Raw genomic sequence first — 17,053 nt, forward strand, 5'->3', positions numbered from 1 at the left:
CGGAGTCAGCCCAGACCGGCCGTCGCCTCGTCGAGATGGGTGAGGAACCGTTGGGCGGCTGGCGGCAGGCTGCGGTTCCTGGGGGTGGCGGCATAGACCCGCCGGACGGCGGCGTCGTCGGGGTGCAGACGGAGCAGGGCCAGGTCGGGCGGGGCGGCCCGCACGGCCAGGGCGGGCACCAGAGCGACGCCGAGCCCCGCCGCGACACAGCCCAGCTTGCCGGTCCACTCGGCGGCCACGATGTCGATGCGAGGCCGGAAGCCCGCCGGCAGGGTGGCGCGCAGCAGAGTTTCCTCGGCGACGGCCGAGCCGGCGATGAAGGCGTCCTCGGCCAGTTCGCGTAGCCGGACGTTTCGCCGGTGGGCCAGTCGGTGGGTCCGGGGAACCGCCACCAGCAGGGCCTCGTCGAGTAGGTGGTGCAGGTCGAGCCGGTCGCCGTCGAGGGGCTGGTCGGGTGCCGCGCTCACCACGACGACGTCGGCGTCCCCGGCGACGAGGCGGTCCAACAGGCCCGGCGTCAATCCTTCGACCAGGGACAGCGCCACGTGCGGGTGGGCGGCGCGGAACGCGGACAGGGCGCGCGGAACGAGCGCGGCGACCGCCGTGGGGAACGCGCCGACCCGCAGCCGGCCGGCGGTCAGGTCGCGGAGCGCGGTCAGGTCCCGACGGGCGGCGGCGAGCCGGTCGAGCACCGCCTCGGCGTGGCCGAGCAGGCAGCGGCCCTCTTCGGTCAGGGCGACGCCGCGCGGAAGTCGGTCGAAGAGGGGCGCACCGGTCTCGGCCTCCAGTGCGGCGATCTGCCGCGACACCGCGGACTGGGTGTAGCGCAGGGTCCGGGCCGCGGCCGTGATGGAGGAGAGCTCCGCGACGGTGCGGAAGACGTGCAGGGCGTGCGATTCCATACCACCAGCCTGCCATGCCGCACAGGCATGACAGCGATGCGGAACATTCGCTGGTGGCATGGGCTCTCGACGCCTAGCGTTTCGGATCATGGACGTCATCGCACTGCTGGGAACGGGCACGATGGGTACGGCGATCGGCCACCGGTTGCTGGCCACCGGGCGGCGGCTCGTGGTCTGGAACCGCACTCCCGCCCGAACGGACTCACTGGTCGCGGCAGGGGCCCGGGCTGCTGCCACGGCGGCCGAGGCGGTGCGGGACGCCGACGTGGTGATAACCATGCTCACCGACGCGACGGCCGTGCGGGCGGTGCTGTTCGGCGCCGACGGGGCCGCTGCCGTCCTGCGGCCCCACGCCCACCTGGTCGAGATGTCCACGATCGGCCCACGGGCCGCAGCTGAACTCGCCGAGTTCCTGCCGGCCGGCGCGCGGCTGGTGGACGCGCCCGTCGCCGGCGGCGCCGGTGCCGCCGAGCAGGGTCGGCTCGTCGTGCTGGCAGGCGGCGAGGAGGCCGCCGTGGAACGGGTCGCCCCGATACTGGAACTGCTCGGCACCGTCCGGCGCTGCGGGATCCCCGGCAGCGGCGCCGCGCTGAAACTGGTCCTCAACACCGCCCTGGTGACGGCGGTCGCGGCCGTCGCGGAAGCGCTGGCGGTCGCGGCGGCGGTCGGTGTCGACCGGCAGACGGCACTCGAATCTCTCGCCACCGGGCCGCTCGGCGGCGCGCTCGCCCGAGCGACCACCAGGGACGCCACGTTCGCCGCCGCCCTGGCCGCCAAGGACGCCGCGCTCGCCCTCGACGCGCTCGGCGACACGCCTGCGCCCGTACTGCGCGCCGCCGCGTCGGTGCTGGCGGCCGTACCTGATCCGCACGCCGACATCGCCACTCTCACCGGCGGCCGCGTCGCGGACGCCGCAACTCACCGCAAGGAGCGAGCATGACCCTGACCCTGGACAATCCCGCGAGCGTCGCCGCTCCGTTCGGCGATCGGTTCTCCCACGTCGCCCGCCTCGACCTGCCGGGCGGCGGCGCGCTGCTCGTGCTCTCCGGCCAGGTCGGCGTCGACGATCAGGGCGCCGTGGTGGCGCCCGGCGACGTCCGGGCGCAGTCCGAACGGATCTTCGACCTGATCGGCGGTCTGCTCGCCGCGCACGGCGCCACGTTCGCCGACGTCCTGCACGTCAGGACGTTCATGACCGACCTCGGCCTGCTGCCCGGCTACGGGGAGGTCCGCGAGCGGTACTTCCCGCACGTCAAGCCGGCCAGCACCACGGTGGAGGTGAGTCGACTCTTCCTGGCGGGCGCGGTGCTGGAGGTCGAGGTGACCGCCGCCCTGATCACCGGTTGACGCGGGCCGCCGGCGGTACTGCCGGCATCGACGCCGACCACCACTAGGCTGCCGGCATGCAGATCATCGATGGCGCAGGTCGGTGGGGTCCGCCCGCCGACCTGGCCGCCAATGACTGGGTGGAGCACCTGCGAGTGCCGGACCTGTCGGTCGGGACGTACTGCATCCCGGCGGGCGGGGTCGACGACCAGAGCCCGCACACCGAGGACGAGATCTACGTGGTCACCGCGGGGCGGGCCCGGATCGTCACACCGAGCGGCGACGCCGCGGTCGGGCCCGGCGCGGTGATCTTCGTGCCGGCGGGGGAAGAGCACCGCTTCGTCGACGTCACCGAGGACCTGGTGCTGCTGGTGGTGTTCGGCCCGGCCTACGGGTCACGGGCGAGGCGCGACGTCTAGCCCCTATCCCGCCCCGATGACAGCAACTAGCCTGCCCGGATGCGACACACTCTCGCACCCGGCGACGACACCCTGCACGGCCACTTCTCCCCCGACTTCCCGCCGGTGCTCACCATCGATTCCGGCGACACCGTCACCTACCGGACGCTGGACTGCTGGTGGTCGGCCGGCCCGTACCCGGGCGGGCCACACCGGGAACGACCCCGGGCCCCGCAGTACCAGCCCGACCACGGACACGCGCTGATCGGTCCGGTCGCCGTCCGCGGTGCCCGCCCCGGCCGGACCCTCTCCGTGCGGATCGACACGATCGTCCCGGCCAGCTGGGGAACCACCGTCGCCGGCGGCTGGCCGAGCGGTTTCAACCAGCGCTACGGCGTCGCGCAGGAAGGGGTGGTCCACGCCTGGGAACTCGACCCGGTGGCGATGACCGGTCGCAACCAGCACGGCCACACCGTCGCGCTGCGCCCCTTCATGGGGGTGCTCGGCCTGCCACCGGCCGAGCCGGGGCGGCATTCGACGGTCCCGCCCCGGCCCTGCGGCGGCAATCTGGACTGCAAGGACCTGACCGCCGGCAGCACCCTGCTGCTGCCGATCACGGTCGACGGAGCGCTGTTCTCGGTCGGCGACGGGCACGCCGCGCAGGGCGACGGGGAGATCGGCGGCACCGCGATCGAGTGCCCGATGGACGAGGTGAGCCTCACCTTCGACGTCCGCGACGACTTTCCGGTCACCGGCCCGGTGGCCAGGACCGCGGACGCCTGGCTGACCCTCGGCGTCGGCGCGACCCTCGACGACGCGACGTTCATGGCCCTGGACTCGATGCTGACCCTGATGCAACGGCTCCACGGCGTGAGTCGCCCGGACGCGGTGGCGCTGGCCAGCGTCGCGGTCGACGTACGGGTGACGCAGATCGTCAACCAGAGCGTCGGCGCGCATGCGGTGCTCCGCGACGACGCGCTGCGCTGAGCCGAGGCCGTGGGCGACGTACCGACGGTCGCACCCCGGATGCCGCGGCAGCAGGTCCCGGACCGGGACGGGCTCCGGCCCGGCGGATACCGCCGGGCCGGAGCGTGGTGCTGGTAACGGGTGTGCGGATCAGCTCGTCCGCACCGAGCCGTTGATCTTGCTGTCCCGGATGGTCGCGCCGATGGCGTCCACCGAGCCGTTCACCCGGCTCTCCACGATCGACACCACCGAGGCACCGCTCGCGTGCAGCGAACCGTTGAGGGTCGAGTTGAAGACGATCAGACCGGCGCCCGGAGCGACCTTGATCGCACCGTTGACGCTCGCCCCGTCCAGGCAGGTGACGCCGGACGTGATGTTGAGGCTGCCGTTGCGCCGCTCACGCAGGACGGTGGTGCAGGCCGGGTAGCTGGGCTGCGTCTGCACGTTCAGCTCAGCGAAGGCCACCGCCCGGGCGTTGTTCGTCCGCGGGTCGTCCAGCTTGAGGACGTCGAAGCCCTTCTGGATGTCGTTCGAGTAGATGTAACCGTTGTGGTAGTAGGTCGACCACGCCCCACCGAGGACGCGGCGGGTGTCCGACAGCGGACCCCGCTCCCAGTAGGCGATCTCGACCGGGTTCGCCGAGTCGGTGAAGTCGATCACCGAGACACCGCCCTGGTACCAGGCCTGGACCATGATGTCGCGGCCCATCGCCGGGATCAGCGAGCCGTTGTGCGCCACGCAGTTCTCCAGCGTGGTGTTCAACCGCGGGATCTTGAAGTAGCCCTTGAAGACCAGCTCACGATCCGCGCCGGAACCGACGATGTCGTAGATCCCGTTCGCGCCCTGGTTGGCCCGGTAGCCGCTGGTGCAGATCGCGCCGCTGCCGCCGCCGAGTTCGTCGGTGAACACGACCTTGGTGCCGGCGTTGTTGAACGTGGCCGAGTGCCAGAACGCGAAGTTGGTGTCCCGGACCTGGCTGAGGATCACCGGGCTCTCCCGGTCGGAGATGTCCATCAGGACGCCGTCACCCATGCAGGCGCCGGCGGCCAGGTCCAGCTCCGGGTAGGCGGTGATGTCGTGGCAGCCACTGGTGGAGGTGGCGCCGGCGGTCTGCGGGAAGAGGACCGGCGTGGCCACCACGGCGGCGTCGGTCGGGCTGCCCAGCGGCACCTTGATGATCGAGATCTTGTCGTGCGGCGGCTTGCAGTAGAACGCGTTGTTCGACGGGCCGTACGACTGGACGTAGACGTAGACGCTCTTGCCGTCCTTGCTCGGCACCAGCGTCTGGGTGTGCGAACCACAGTCGGTGCGGACCGCCTTGATGTACCGCGGGTTCGCCTTGTCGCTGATGTCGAAGATCCGGACGCCCTCCCAGGAGCTCGCCTGGCCCGAGGAGCCGCTCGCGCTGTTGCACGAGTCGTCACTGCGGGGCGCGTCGACGGCGAGGAACAGCAGGTTGCCGAAGACGGTCGGGTCGCCCTGGGAGCCGGGGCAGACCACCTGGCTGGTCACCTGGGGCGAGCTGGGGTCGGTGATGTCGAAGACGTTGAAGCCCTCGTAGTTGCCGGCGAAGGCGTAGTTGCCCTGGAACGCCAGATCCGAGTTGTACGCCCCCTCGCTGGCGAACCCGCCGAACTTCGGGATGTTGGCGATCTGCCGGATGTTGGCGGTGCTGGAGATCTCGTCGACGCCCGGGATCGCGTCGGCGGCGGACACGTCGTTGGCCGCCTCCTCCGCGATGCAGTACTCGGCGAAGTTGTCGCCGGCGGCCCGGAACGACTCACAGTTGTCGGTGCTCTGCGTCGAGTCGACGGCACCGCTCGCCGGGGCGGCAACCGCCACGACGGCGGCGAGGAGGAGAGCACCACCGGCGGCCAGGCCGACGGCCCGCCTTCGGCTCGCTCGTGAATTGGGTTGAGACATGTAGCGACACCCTTCGTCATGGGTGAGCAGGAGGTAACGGGACGATATCCCTGGTCCGACACCGGGCTGACGCGGGTTTAGATCACGGTTCGGCCAATGGCCGAGAATTACGCCGGTCCAAACAACCGCAGGTCAGGCAATCGAGCCTTTTCGCTGCCGGTGATCTTGCCGGCGCAGGTGGACCCCGGGATACCATCCCGCCAATCCAGGCGTACGGCGGGAGTCGAGTTGTGCTGAGTGGACGGTTCCGGGCGCTTTCCCGGCAGTCGAGGGCGATTGTGCTGATCGAGCTGGCCGTACTGACGGTCTTGGCCCTCGGGGCGGCGGTGACCGTCGCGCTGCCCGACGGCGACTCGCGGCCGACGGCGCAGGCGAAGCCGCCGCAGCCGCTCGACCTGCCCGGCCTGCCGGACGCCACCGCGCCGGTGCTGTTGCCGGGGCGACCCGGCGAATCCGCGCGGAGCCGACCGGCGAACGAGGCGTCGCCCGCGCCGCGCCCGTCGTACAACAACGCCGACATCCGCTTCGTCACCAAGATGATCCCGCACCACGAGCAGGCGCTCGTGATGGCCCGGCTGGTGGCCGACCGGTCCGAGAACCCGCAGTTCAGGATCATCGCCGACCGGATCCTGGCGGCTCAGGAACCGGAGATCAAGACGCTGGAAGCCTGGCTGACGGACCGGGGCCTGCCCCGCGACTCCGGCACCGAGCACCAGCACACCATGGGTGGGATGCAGTCGGCGGACGCGTTGAACCGCCTCACCGCCCTGCGCGGCGTCGAGTTCGACCGGCTGTTCGTCAGCATGATGACCGAGCACCATCAGGGCGCCATCGACATGGCGGACGAGGTGCTGGCGCTCGGTGTCGACAACATCATCAACGAGATGGCCAGCAGCGTCGTCGTGGAGCAGGGGGCCGAGATCAACCGGATGCGCCAGACTCTGGGCGACGCGAAGTAGCGCCCTCGGCAGGAGCCAGGCAGGGCATGAGCGCGGGCGCCGCACCGGGGACAACCCGGCTGCGACGCCCGCTACCTCATGGCCCCGCCCGTGGCGCCAGCTCCGTTGCCACGGGCGGGATCGTTCAGCGAGCGGTCGCGTACGTGGCACAACCGATCAGCTCGAGCGACACCTGGAGCCGCTCGAGGCTGATGTTCTTGGCGATGGTGTCCTCCGGCGTGTGGTACGGCGGCTCCAGCAGCGCAGGGGTCTCCTCCCCGCGCCAGGAGAAGTTGGCACTGGCGATACCGACCTCCTGGAAGGCCTGGTGGTCGCTGGAGCCGCGCTGCGTCACCGGCGAGATCCGCGGGTCGTAGCCGAGGCGGACGGCGGCGGCCGCGACCTCGTCGGTGGCCCGGCTGGACTGGCCGGTGAACGAGAGCAGCCAGTAGCGGGTCGCCGGATCCCAACTGGTGGCGACCATGTCGTTCTGGTACACCGCGAGGATCCGGTCCCGTTCCGCCTGCGGGAGCTGCCGTACGTGATGGCGCGCGCCGAGCAGCCCCTGCTCCTCGGAGCCCCACAGGGCGAACCGGAGGGTGGCCTCGACCGGTATCGCGCGTAGCACCCGGGCCAACTCGAGGCAGAGCACCGTGCCGGAGCCGTCGTCGTTGGCGCCCGGAGCGCCGATGACCGTGTCGTAGTGGGCGCTGACCATCACCACCGGCCCCCCGGCACCGGAGCGCCCGACCCGCTCGGCGATGACGTTGTTCGAGGTCAGACCGCGGTGAGCGACGGTGGAGATGGTGAGCGTGAGCCGACCGGCGGCGAGCAGGCCACGCAGCCGCTCCTTCTGCGCCTGGGCGACCCCGACCACCGGAATCGGCACCGGCGAGCTGGCCGAACCCGGCAGCGTCGGCGAGAACGCCGCGGTCCGCCGGGGCGGTACGCCGTCGGCCGCGAGGAACACGACGGCGGCTGCCCCACGGGTCAGCGCGACCGCCACCAGTTGCTCGCGCCGCGCCGCCACGTAGTCGACCAGCACGATGCGACCGGTCACGTCGGCGGGGTAGTTTTCCGCTGCGCCCGCGCCCACGTCCACCACGTCGCCGGCGACGGTGGTGTCCAGCGCGGCGTGCGGTGAGGCACCGGCCTGCCAGTTCAGGTCGGTCGGCAGTCCGGCCGGCGAGGCGAGCTGAGCGAGGAACTTGTCCGCCACCCCGAACGGTTCCAGCCGGACGTCGTAGCCGAGGTGATCGAGCTCCTTGGCGATGTAGTCCGCGGCGCGGCGCTCGGAGGCGGTGCCGCCGATGCGCGGCCCGATCTCCTCGCTGAGGACACGCAGGTGGGACAGCGCCCGCTCGGCTGAGACCTGAGCGATGACCTTGCGGTCGTCGGGGGTGAGCGCGGGCGGACGGTGGGCACCGGGACGCTGCTCGGTCGCCGCCCATGCCGGCGCGGGAAGGGCCACGGTGGCGGCGCCGCCGAGGGCGATGGTCAACATGCGTCGTCGGTTGGCGGTGGAGCTGGCCAGGCCGGTAGGGGACGTGTCGGTAGCGGACGTGTCGGTAGTGGACGTAGCGGGATGGCCGCCGTGGGTCATGGGTCCTCCTGATCTTTGGCGAGCCCGGCCGACCGGTGGGTGACCGAGCCCACAGAAATTTGAACCTATCCACTTCTTCGCGCCCTCTCCAAGATCCGTTCGGCGGTCGCCGGAGGGCCGTGCAGTCGCCCTGACCAGGCCGGCCGGCCAGGTCCGGCGGCGAGGGGCGGTGCCGGTGTGGCCGCGCGACGCCCGATCACGCAGATCACCGCCGTTGGAAGGGACGCCGACCATTTTCGGTCCAACGTGTACCGCCGAGCCAATTCGTCGGATGTATTGCACCCGCCGTCGGGCCAACTCGGCACTGGTGGCACAAGATTGTCGAACCAGAAGGATTGACCCGCAAAGACGTCCGATGTTAACTGCATATCAACGATGTGGGTCGATGTTTACCTGGCCGTCGGTGCAACCGACGTCGGTGGGCACCGCCCCAGATCCGTCTCGACGTCGCCCGCGTTTCGGCGGACGCGGGCAGACCGGGGCATTCCCCCGGGGCGCGAGACATCATCCGCACGGACGATCCAGAGGAGATCGTGTCGATGAAGGTGAGAACGCCGCTGCGTATCGCGCTCGCCGTCTTGCTCGCCGGTGGCGCCGTCGCCATCGGGTCGGGCGGACCGGCCGCCGCAGCACCGACGGACGCCGCATTCAACACCGCCACCGGGACCCTGAACGTCAACCGGGCCGCCTACCTGGCCAAGCACGACATCGTCTACAACCGACCGAACACCAACCCGCTGCACGGTCTCACCGTCGGCAACGGCCGGACCGGCGCCATGGCCTGGAACGCCAACGGCCTGAGCATGCAGGTCTCCGGCGTGGACCTGGCCCAGCAGTCGACCTACGCCGCCGGCCTGGTCAACCTCTACAGCAACCCCCAGCTCGACACCGGCTACACCACGTTCCAGCAGCGACTCTCGCTCTACGACGGAACGCTGACCACGAGGTACGACAACAACCGCACGGTCACCGTCATGGGCGCGCCCAACTCCGAGGTGATGGGCATCCACGTTGAGGACAGCCGTCCCGGGGTGACCAGTGTCGGCCTCGACCTGAGCCTCTGGGACATGAACAGCGTCCAGAACATCGCCGACGTCCCGGACCTCAACACCTGGCGGACCGTCTCCACGTTCGCCGACGCCAGCGGCGTCGGGTTGAGCCGTGGACAGACCGACGCGAACAACTTCGGGTACACCCTGGCGGCCACGGTCGAGGGAGCGTCCTACACCTCCCAGGTGGTCAACGGCACCCGGGTCCGGCTGACCATCACCCCGACGTCGAGCTACACCGTCTGGTTCACCGCGGCCAGCCGGATCAACTCGCCCGGCCTCAACTCGGTGACCCAGGCGAAGAACCAGCTCGCGACGGTCAAGAGCGCCGGCTACACCACCACGCTGAACAACTACCGCACCTGGTGGCACGACTTCTGGGCCAAATCGTTCGTCCAGTACTCCAACGCCGGCGGCGACGCCGCCTACCTGGAGAACGTCTACTACCTGGCGACCTACATGATCGCCGCGGGCGGTTACGGCAACTATCCGCTGCACTTCATCAACGGGGTCTTCCGGGCCACCCAGGACAACTCCAAGTGGAGCAACGGGTACTGGTACTGGAACCAGCGCGACGTCTACAACTCGTTCCTGGCCAGCAACCATGTCGACCTGATGGCCGGCTTCAACCGGCTCTACAGCCGCAACCTCGCGGCGCTGAAGTCGTACACCACCACCCGCTACGGCAGCGACGGACTCTGGGTGCCGGAGACGATGGGCTGGGACGGCAACGCCCGGGGCACCGTCAACAGCGACTACGTCAACGACCTCTACTCGACCGGCACCGAGGCCGCCTACAACATGTACCTGCAGTACCGGTACACCAACGACGAGGCGTACCTGCGCAACACCGCCTACCCGTACATGCGCGAGGCGGTGAAGTTCTACGAGGACATGCTGGACCGCGACGGCGCCACGGGCCGGTGGTACATGGCCAACTCGAACGCGCACGAGACGTACTGGGACGTCCGCAACGCCATCACCGACCTGGCCGCGGTGCGGCTGCTCTTCCCGCTCGCCATCCAGGTGAGCCAACAGCTCGGGCTCGACGCCGGGCTGCGGGCCAACTGGCAGAACATCGTGAACAACCTGGCCCCGTACCAGGTCCAGAACGGGGCGTACCTGCCGCACGATCCGCCGATCTCCCAGACCCGCAACAACGAGAACGTGGCGCTGGAGCTGGTCTGGCCCTACGACCAGACCGGCATCGGCTACCCCGACCAGCAGACCGCGATCAACACCTGGAACGTGCGCCCGCACCCGTACGGCAACGTCTGGTCCAACGACCACGTGCACGCCGCCCGGCTCGGCCTCGGCAACCAGGCGTTCCAGGGCATGCGGACGATGCTGCAGAAGTACCAGAACTACCCGAACGGAATGACCAACAACACCAACGGCGTCTTCGAGTACCTCGGCATCCACCTGGCGGCGATGAACGAGTCGCTGATGCAGTCGTACAACGACAAGATCCGGGTCTTTCCGGCCGTGCCGACCGATTCCAGCTTCGTCGGCAAGTTCACCCTGCTGGCCAAGGACGGGTTCCTGGTCAGCTCGGAACGGGAGGCCGGCGAGGTCAAGTACGTCGGCCTGCGCAGCCTGCACGGCAAGCCGGCCCGGGTGGTGAACCCGTGGGGCGGCCAGGAGGTACGGGTCCGCCGCGCCTCGGACAACGCCGTGCTGACCACCACCTCGGCCGCCGAGATCACCTTCGCCACCGCGGCGAACACGGTGTACGTGGTGGAGCGCACCGCGAAGCCGCTGTCGACGTACGCCGTCACCACCCTCACCGGCACCGCCAACCAGGGCGAGAAGGCGCTGTCGGGCACCGCCTCGACCCTCGGCCTGGGCGGTCTCGGCGGCGGTGGCCTGGTCAACGACACGATGTTGACCTACGACGCCAACTGGCACCACACCACCGCCCGGGGGTACGGCGACTACAACGACGACACCCACCACAGCACCACCGTCGGCGCCGCCGCCAGCTACACCTTCACCGGCACCGGGGTGGAGTACCTCTCCGAGCGGTTCAGCGACATGGGCAATGTCGACGTCTACCTGGACAACGTCCTCCAGGCCAACGTCAACCTGTATGTCGCCGGTCCCCGCCAGGCCCAGCAGGTCGTGTTCCGCCGCACCGGGCTGACCAACGGCACGCACACCATCCGCATCGTCAACAGGGGCACCTCGGTGGGCATGGTGGACGCGATCCGGGTCCTCAACGGCGGCAGCCCACCGACGGGCGGGGCGGTCGCGCTGCGGGCCCAGGCAAACGGCCGGTACGTCTCCGCCACCAACGGTGGCGCGGGCAACCTGGTGGCGAGCGCCACCGCGATCGGCGGCTCGGAGCAGTTCGACCAGGTCGACCTCGGCGGCGGCAACGTCGGACTGCGGGCCCGGGTGAACAACCAGTTCGTCTGTGCCGAGAACGCCGGCGCCAACCCACTGGTCGCCAACCGGGCGGCGGCGGGGTCGTGGGAGACCTTCGCCCTGGTCCGCAACTCGGACGGCTCGGTCAGCCTGCGGGCGACGGTGAACAACAGGTACGTGGTCGCCGAGAACGCCGGGGCCGAGGCACTGATCGCGAACCGGGACGCGATCGGCCCCTGGGAGAAGTTCGACCTCGTTCCCGCCTGACGCCGGAGCCGGCGGGCCGGACCGGGCCCGCCGGCCGGCATCCCCGTGTCCCCCTGTCGAGTCGGGCGTCGGCGGCCCGGCTCGACCCCACCTCTCCCCTCCCCCGGCTGCGCGCACACCCCGCCGGTGCCGCACGCCCGACTGGTTCGGCCGTCCCCGTCCCCCGAACACCGGAGAACGCCATGATCCGCAAACCGCGTCCGCGCCTCGTCGCGGCCGTCGTCCTGGCCACCCTCGCCGGCCTGCTGCCGATCCTCGTCGGCGTCACCACCGCCGCCCCGCCGGCGATGGCGGCGCCGCCCCCGACCAACCAGTTCGAGAAGGTCAAGCTCGACGGCGGGCTCTCCATGGGTGAGCCGATCGAGCTGTCCGTCCTGCCCGACGGCAAGGTGCTCTACATCAACCGGGGCACCAGTTCCGGCGGTGGGCAGGTCCGCCTCTACAACCCGACCAACCGCACCACGACGGTCGCGCTGACCCTGCAGCTCGACGCCCGGTTCGAGGACGGCCTGATCGGCATCACCCTGCACCCGAGGTTCGCCTCGAACCGCTGGGTGTACCTGTTCTACTCGCCGGTCGCGACGCCGTTGGTGAACCGGATCTCGCGGTTCACCTTCAACCCGAGCACCCTGGTGCTCGACCCGGCGAGCGAGACGAGACTCATCGAGTGGCCGACCGAACGGCGGCTCTGCTGCCACTCGGCCGGATCGATGGCCTGGGACAGCAACGAGAACCTGTACTTCGCCGTCGGCGACAACACCAACTCCGGCGGCGACTCGGCGGGCATGGCCCCGATCGACGAGCGGACCAGCCGCGACGCGCAGTACGACGCACAGCGCACCTCGGGCAACACCAACGACCTGCGGGGAAAGATCAACCGCATCCACCCGGAGGACAACGGCACGTACACGGTCCCGGCGGGCAACCTCTTCGCACCCGGCACCAGCGGCACCCGCCCGGAGGTCTACGTCATGGGCCTGCGTAACCCGTACCGGGTCTGGGTCGACAAGAAGAACGGCAACACCCTCTACTGGGGTGAGGTCGGGCCGGACGCGGGCGCGACCATTCCCAACCGGGGACCGGCGGCGTACGACGAGTGGAACCGGGCCACCGCGCCGGGCAACCACGGCTGGCCCTACTGCGGCGGGCCCAACGTCGCCTACAACGACTGGGACTTCGCCGCCAACGCGCCGCGCGGCTGGTTCCCCTGTGGCGGCAGCACCGGCCCGGTGAACAACTCGCCGCGCAACACCGGGCTGCAGCAGCTGCCGCCGACCCGGGGCGCGCTGGTCTGGGAGCAGCACGGCGGCAGCCGGGAGTGGCCGGCCCTGGACAACCCGGGTGGCTGCGGCTCACCCAACCACGCCGAGGTCTACCACTACGACCCCAACCTGAACTCCGAGGTGAAGTGGCCGCAGTACTACGACAACAAGCTGATCATCACCGAGTACTGCCGTAACTGGATCAAGGAGGTCCAGTTCGACAACGGCAACGCGCGCACCGGCAATCCGACCGTCATCGAGCCGGTGCTCGCCGGCATGTCGTTCGTCCACCCGATCGACATGGAGTTCGGCCCGGACGGCTCGCTCTACTTGCTGGAGTACGGCAACGGCTACTTCTCCGGCGACGCCGCCGCCGGCCTCTACAAAATCAACTACGTCGCGGGCGGCCGGTCGCCGACAGCAGTCGCCTCGGCCACGCCGGACAACGGGCTCAGTCCGCTGACGGTCAGCTTCTCCAGCGCCGGCAGCAGTGACCCGGACGGCGACCCGCTGACCTACGCCTGGGACTTCGACAGCAACGGCACCGTCGACTCCACCGCCGCGAACCCCACCTACACGTACGCCAGCAACGGCGACAAGCGGGCTCGGCTCACCGTCTCCGACGGCACCGGCCGGTCCGGCACGACGCAGATCGCCGTCGTAGTGGGCAACAACCGGCCCACAGTCGCCCTGAACGGGCTGCCCAACGGTGGCCTGTTCTCCTGGGACGAGAACCTGACCGCCACCGGCAGCGCCACCGACGCGCAGGACGGCACCATCCCCTGCGCGAACGTGGTGATCCGGGCGGCCCTGGGTCACCAGGAGCACGCCCACGAGGAGGGTCAGGGCACCGGCTGTGGCTTCACCGTCAACACCGGACCGGTGCACGCCGGGCCGGACTCGGTGCTCTTCTTCCTGCTGCGGGCCGGCTACACCGACCGGGGCGCCGCCGGCTCGGTGCCGCTGACCGCGGAGAAGGACGTCACGCTCTGGCCCAAGCAGTGGCAGGCCGAGCACTACGTCTCGCTGCACGGCCCCCAGGTGATCAATGCCGGCGGCGCCGAGGGCGGTCGCCGGCTCGGTGACATCCAGAACGGCGAGTACGTCCGGCACCACGCGGTGAGCCTGAAGGGGATCACCGGGGTCCGGGCCAGGGTCTCGTCGGACAAGGCCGGCAACGTCGTCTCCTTCCGGTACGACTCACCCACCGGTCCCGAGGTCGCCCGGGTCACCGTGCCCAACACCGGCGGCTGGGACAACTACACCGAGGTCAGCGCCACGGTCACCAAGCCCGACGACAACACCCACGACCTCTACGTCGTCTTCACCGGTGGCACCGGCGGGGCGCTGCTCGACCTGGACAGCTACACGTTCACCGGCGTCGGGGTGAGCACCCCGGTCGGCGGCACCCGCACCGGCCCGATCCGGGGCATGGGCAAGTGCGTCGACGTCAACGCCGGCGGCACCGCCGACGGCACCCGGGTCCAGATGTGGGACTGCATCGCCGGGGCGACCAACCAGCAGTGGACGCTGCCCGGCGACGGCACCATCCGCAGCCTGGGCAAGTGCCTGGACGTCCAGTCCAGCGGCACCACCAACGGCACGCCGATCCACCTGTGGACCTGCAACGGCACCGGGGCCCAGCAGTGGGTCTCCGGTCCCAACGGCAGCCTGCGCAACCCGCAGGCCAACCGGTGCCTCGACATCCCCTCCTCCAGCCCGAGCAACGGCCGGCAGTTGCAGATCTACGACTGCAACGGCACCGCCGCGCAGAACTGGACCCTGCCCTGACCCGACCGACCCCAGCCGCCGGCACCCCGCCGGCACCGGACGAGTACCCGGGGGCCGTTCGCGCCGACGGACGGCCCCCGGGCCCGACCCCAGCAAGGAGCCCCCACATGCGCAGACGCGCCATCATCGCGACGGCCGCGGCCGTGGTCGCCGGACTAACCGTCGCCGCCGGTGCGGCGGCGGTGACCCCGGCCCCGGCCGAGGCCGCGCCGCTGACCAAGGTGCTGGTCTTCTCCAAGACCGCCGGATTCCGGCACTCCTCCATCCCCAACGGCATCGCCGCGATCCAACAGCTCGGCACGGCCAACGGCTTCACCGTCACCGCCACCGAGGACGCGACCGCCTTCAGCACCGCCAACCTCACCCAGTACCAGGCGGTGGTCTTCCTCAGCACCACAGGCGACGTGCTCAACGCCGGGCAGCAGAGCGCCTTCGAGGCGTACCTGGCCGCCGGCGGCGGCTTCGTCGGGGTGCACGCCGCCGCCGACACCGAGTACGACTGGCCCTGGTACGGCGGTCTGGTCGGCGGGTACTTCGCCTCGCACCCGGCGACCCAGCAGGCCACCATCCGGGTCGAGGACCGGGCCAACCCGTCCACCGCGCACCTGCCGTCGACCTGGACGCGCACCGACGAGTGGTACAACTACCGGACCAATCCCCGCTCGACGGTCAAGGTGCTGGCCAGCCTCGACGAGTCGTCGTACAGCGGCGGGTCGATGGGTGGCGACCACCCGATCACCTGGTGCCACAGCTACGGCGGCGGACGCGCCTGGTACACCGGCCTCGGTCACACCGAGCAGAGCTACAGCGACCCGAACTTCACCCGGATGCTGCTCGGAGGGATCCAGGTGGCCGGCGGTGCCGCCTCGGCCGACTGCCGGCCGGAGCCCGGCTACACGCCGATCTTCGACGGCACCCAGGCCAGTCTCGCCCAGTGGCGGCAGGCCGGCCCGGGCGGCTTCACCCTGGCCGACGGCACGCTGACCTCGTACGGCGGGATGGGGTTGCTCTGGTACCCGGTGCGCACCTTCGGCAACTACTCGCTCAAGGTCGACTGGATGATGCCGGGCGACGACAACGGCGGCGTCTTCATCGGGTTCCCCGATCCGCAGGGCGACCCGTGGGCTCCGGTCGACGCCGGCCACGAGATCCAGATCGACGCCACCGACGCGGATCCAACGCGCACCACCGGCAGCGTCTACAGCTTCCAGGCGCCGAACCAGGCCGCCCGGGCGGCGGCACTCAACCCGCCCGGCTCCTGGAACACCTACGAGATCGGCGTGCACGGTCAGCGGGTCGAGATCTGGCTCAACGGCGTGAAGATCAATGATTACGTCAGCAGCCGGGCCATCGCTAACGGATACATCGGCTTGCAGAACGACGGCGCCGGGCTCGACATCAACTACCGCAACGTACGGATCAAGACCGACGGCCCGAGCGAGCCGCCCGCCACCGACCTGGCCCGTGGTCGGCCGGCCACCGCGTCCAGTGTGGAGACCGGCAGCGGGCACGTGGCGGGCAACGCGGTGGACGGCAACCCGGGAACCCGCTGGGGCAGCGCCTACGCCGACCCGCAGTGGATCTCGATCGACCTCGGTGCCACGTACGCGATCAACCGGGTCCGGCTGGCCTGGGAGACGGCGCACGCGCGGGCGTACCAGGTGCAGGTGTCCCCGGACAACGCCACCTGGTCGCCGGTCTACAGCACGACCACCGGCGACGGCGGCGTCGACGACCTCACGGTCGCCGGCACCGGCCGCTACCTGCGGGTGTACGGCACCCAACGGGCCACCCAGTGGGGCTACTCGCTGTGGGACGTCAACGTCTACGGCACCGCGTCCGGTGGCACCCTGCTGTCCCGGGGCCGGCCGGTGACGGCGTCCAGCGTGGAGACCGGCAGCGGGCACGTGCCGGGCAACGCGGTGGACGGCAACCCGGGAACCCGCTGGGGCAGCGCCTACGCCGACCCGCAGTGGATCTCCGTGGACCTCGGCGCGTCCCGCGCCCTGAACCGGGTCCGGTTGACCTGGGAGGCGGCGTACGCGCGGGCGTACCAGGTGCAGGTGTCCCCGGACAACGTCACCTGGTCGCCGGTGCACACCACGACCACCGGCGACGGCGGCGTCGACGACCTCGCCATCTCGGCCACCGGCCGCTACCTGCGCGTGCACGGCACCCAGCGCGCCCTGCCCGCGTACGGCTACTCGCTGTGGGAGCTGGAGGTCCACGGCAGTTGAACCCGGTCCACCGGCCCGGCTCGT

At 70.6% G+C, this 17,053-nt stretch carries 11 protein-coding genes; 8 read left to right on the forward strand and 3 right to left on the reverse strand.

Annotated elements, in window-relative coordinates:
* Window positions 1–5: 5 nt before the first annotated feature.
* Window positions 6–902: a LysR family transcriptional regulator gene (locus tag ACIBBA_RS22030; protein ID WP_396699844.1), complete on the reverse strand. Its 897-nt coding sequence runs from the start codon at window positions 900–902 to the stop codon at window positions 6–8.
* A gap of 88 nt (window positions 903–990) precedes the next feature.
* Between ACIBBA_RS22030 and ACIBBA_RS22035 the strand changes: the two genes are divergently transcribed.
* Genes ACIBBA_RS22035 through ACIBBA_RS22050 form a run of 4 tightly spaced genes read left to right on the forward strand, consistent with a single transcriptional unit; the run spans window position 991 to window position 3,613 of the window.
* Window positions 991–1,842: an NAD(P)-dependent oxidoreductase gene (locus ACIBBA_RS22035; RefSeq protein WP_396699845.1), complete on the forward strand. Its 852-nt coding sequence runs from the start codon at window positions 991–993 to the stop codon at window positions 1,840–1,842.
* Window positions 1,839–2,249, forward strand: coding sequence for a RidA family protein (locus ACIBBA_RS22040; RefSeq protein WP_396699846.1), 411 nt, complete (start codon window positions 1,839–1,841; stop codon window positions 2,247–2,249). Before ACIBBA_RS22035 ends, ACIBBA_RS22040 begins: the two co-directional genes overlap by 4 nt.
* Before the next feature lie 56 nt (window positions 2,250–2,305).
* Window positions 2,306–2,647, forward strand: a complete 342-nt coding sequence (locus tag ACIBBA_RS22045; protein WP_396699847.1) for a cupin domain-containing protein — start codon at window positions 2,306–2,308, stop codon at window positions 2,645–2,647.
* Between the two features lie 39 nt (window positions 2,648–2,686).
* The gene (locus ACIBBA_RS22050) at window positions 2,687–3,613 is read left to right on the forward strand and encodes an acetamidase/formamidase family protein (RefSeq protein WP_396699848.1); all 927 of its coding nucleotides are present in this window, start codon (window positions 2,687–2,689) and stop codon (window positions 3,611–3,613) included.
* 129 nt (window positions 3,614–3,742) lie between these two features.
* On the opposite strand, the gene ACIBBA_RS22055 is transcribed toward ACIBBA_RS22050, so the two are convergent.
* Window positions 3,743–5,515, reverse strand: coding sequence for an LVIVD repeat-containing protein (locus ACIBBA_RS22055; RefSeq protein WP_396699849.1), 1,773 nt, complete (start codon window positions 5,513–5,515; stop codon window positions 3,743–3,745).
* Between the two features lie 230 nt (window positions 5,516–5,745).
* Here ACIBBA_RS22055 and ACIBBA_RS22060 point away from each other — a divergent pair, with 230 nt between their 5' ends.
* Window positions 5,746–6,474 (forward strand): DUF305 domain-containing protein, encoded by a 729-nt coding sequence (locus tag ACIBBA_RS22060; protein ID WP_396699850.1) that lies wholly within the window; start codon window positions 5,746–5,748, stop codon window positions 6,472–6,474.
* 124 nt (window positions 6,475–6,598) lie between these two features.
* Here the strand turns inward: ACIBBA_RS22060 and ACIBBA_RS22065 are convergent, their stop codons facing one another.
* Window positions 6,599–7,957, reverse strand: a complete 1,359-nt coding sequence (locus ACIBBA_RS22065) for a M28 family peptidase (protein ID WP_396699851.1) — start codon at window positions 7,955–7,957, stop codon at window positions 6,599–6,601.
* 638 nt (window positions 7,958–8,595) lie between these two features.
* Between ACIBBA_RS22065 and ACIBBA_RS22070 the strand changes: the two genes are divergently transcribed.
* The 3 genes from ACIBBA_RS22070 to ACIBBA_RS22080 all read left to right on the forward strand — a co-directional run bounded on the left by ACIBBA_RS22070 (window position 8,596) and on the right by ACIBBA_RS22080 (window position 17,029).
* On the forward strand, window positions 8,596–11,739 hold the full coding sequence (locus ACIBBA_RS22070) for a glycosyl hydrolase family 95 catalytic domain-containing protein (protein WP_396699852.1): 3,144 nt from the start codon (window positions 8,596–8,598) through the stop codon (window positions 11,737–11,739).
* Between the two features lie 182 nt (window positions 11,740–11,921).
* Complete coding sequence (locus tag ACIBBA_RS22075; protein ID WP_396699853.1) at window positions 11,922–14,792, forward strand: ricin-type beta-trefoil lectin domain protein; 2,871 nt, start codon at window positions 11,922–11,924, stop codon at window positions 14,790–14,792.
* Between the two features lie 107 nt (window positions 14,793–14,899).
* Complete coding sequence (locus ACIBBA_RS22080) at window positions 14,900–17,029, forward strand: ThuA domain-containing protein (protein WP_396699854.1); 2,130 nt, start codon at window positions 14,900–14,902, stop codon at window positions 17,027–17,029.
* Window positions 17,030–17,053: the final 24 nt, after the last annotated feature.

Source organism: Micromonospora sp. NPDC051006 (genome assembly GCF_044456245.1).
In the GTDB taxonomy this organism is placed as follows: domain Bacteria; phylum Actinomycetota; class Actinomycetes; order Mycobacteriales; family Micromonosporaceae; genus Micromonospora.

Coding starts and splice junctions, on each gene's coding strand:
- ACIBBA_RS22050 (WP_396699848.1), top strand. CDS start 2,687: ATGCGACACACTCTCGCACCCGGCGACGACACCCTGCACGGCCACTTC.
- ACIBBA_RS22035 (WP_396699845.1), top strand. CDS start 991: ATGGACGTCATCGCACTGCTGGGAACGGGCACGATGGGTACGGCGATC.
- ACIBBA_RS22080 (WP_396699854.1), top strand. CDS start 14,900: ATGCGCAGACGCGCCATCATCGCGACGGCCGCGGCCGTGGTCGCCGGA.
- ACIBBA_RS22040 (WP_396699846.1), top strand. CDS start 1,839: ATGACCCTGACCCTGGACAATCCCGCGAGCGTCGCCGCTCCGTTCGGC.
- ACIBBA_RS22075 (WP_396699853.1), top strand. CDS start 11,922: ATGATCCGCAAACCGCGTCCGCGCCTCGTCGCGGCCGTCGTCCTGGCC.
- ACIBBA_RS22070 (WP_396699852.1), top strand. CDS start 8,596: ATGAAGGTGAGAACGCCGCTGCGTATCGCGCTCGCCGTCTTGCTCGCC.
- ACIBBA_RS22055 (WP_396699849.1), bottom strand. CDS start 5,515: ATGTCTCAACCCAATTCACGAGCGAGCCGAAGGCGGGCCGTCGGCCTG.
- ACIBBA_RS22065 (WP_396699851.1), bottom strand. CDS start 7,957: ATGTTGACCATCGCCCTCGGCGGCGCCGCCACCGTGGCCCTTCCCGCG.
- ACIBBA_RS22030 (WP_396699844.1), bottom strand. CDS start 902: ATGGAATCGCACGCCCTGCACGTCTTCCGCACCGTCGCGGAGCTCTCC.
- ACIBBA_RS22045 (WP_396699847.1), top strand. CDS start 2,306: ATGCAGATCATCGATGGCGCAGGTCGGTGGGGTCCGCCCGCCGACCTG.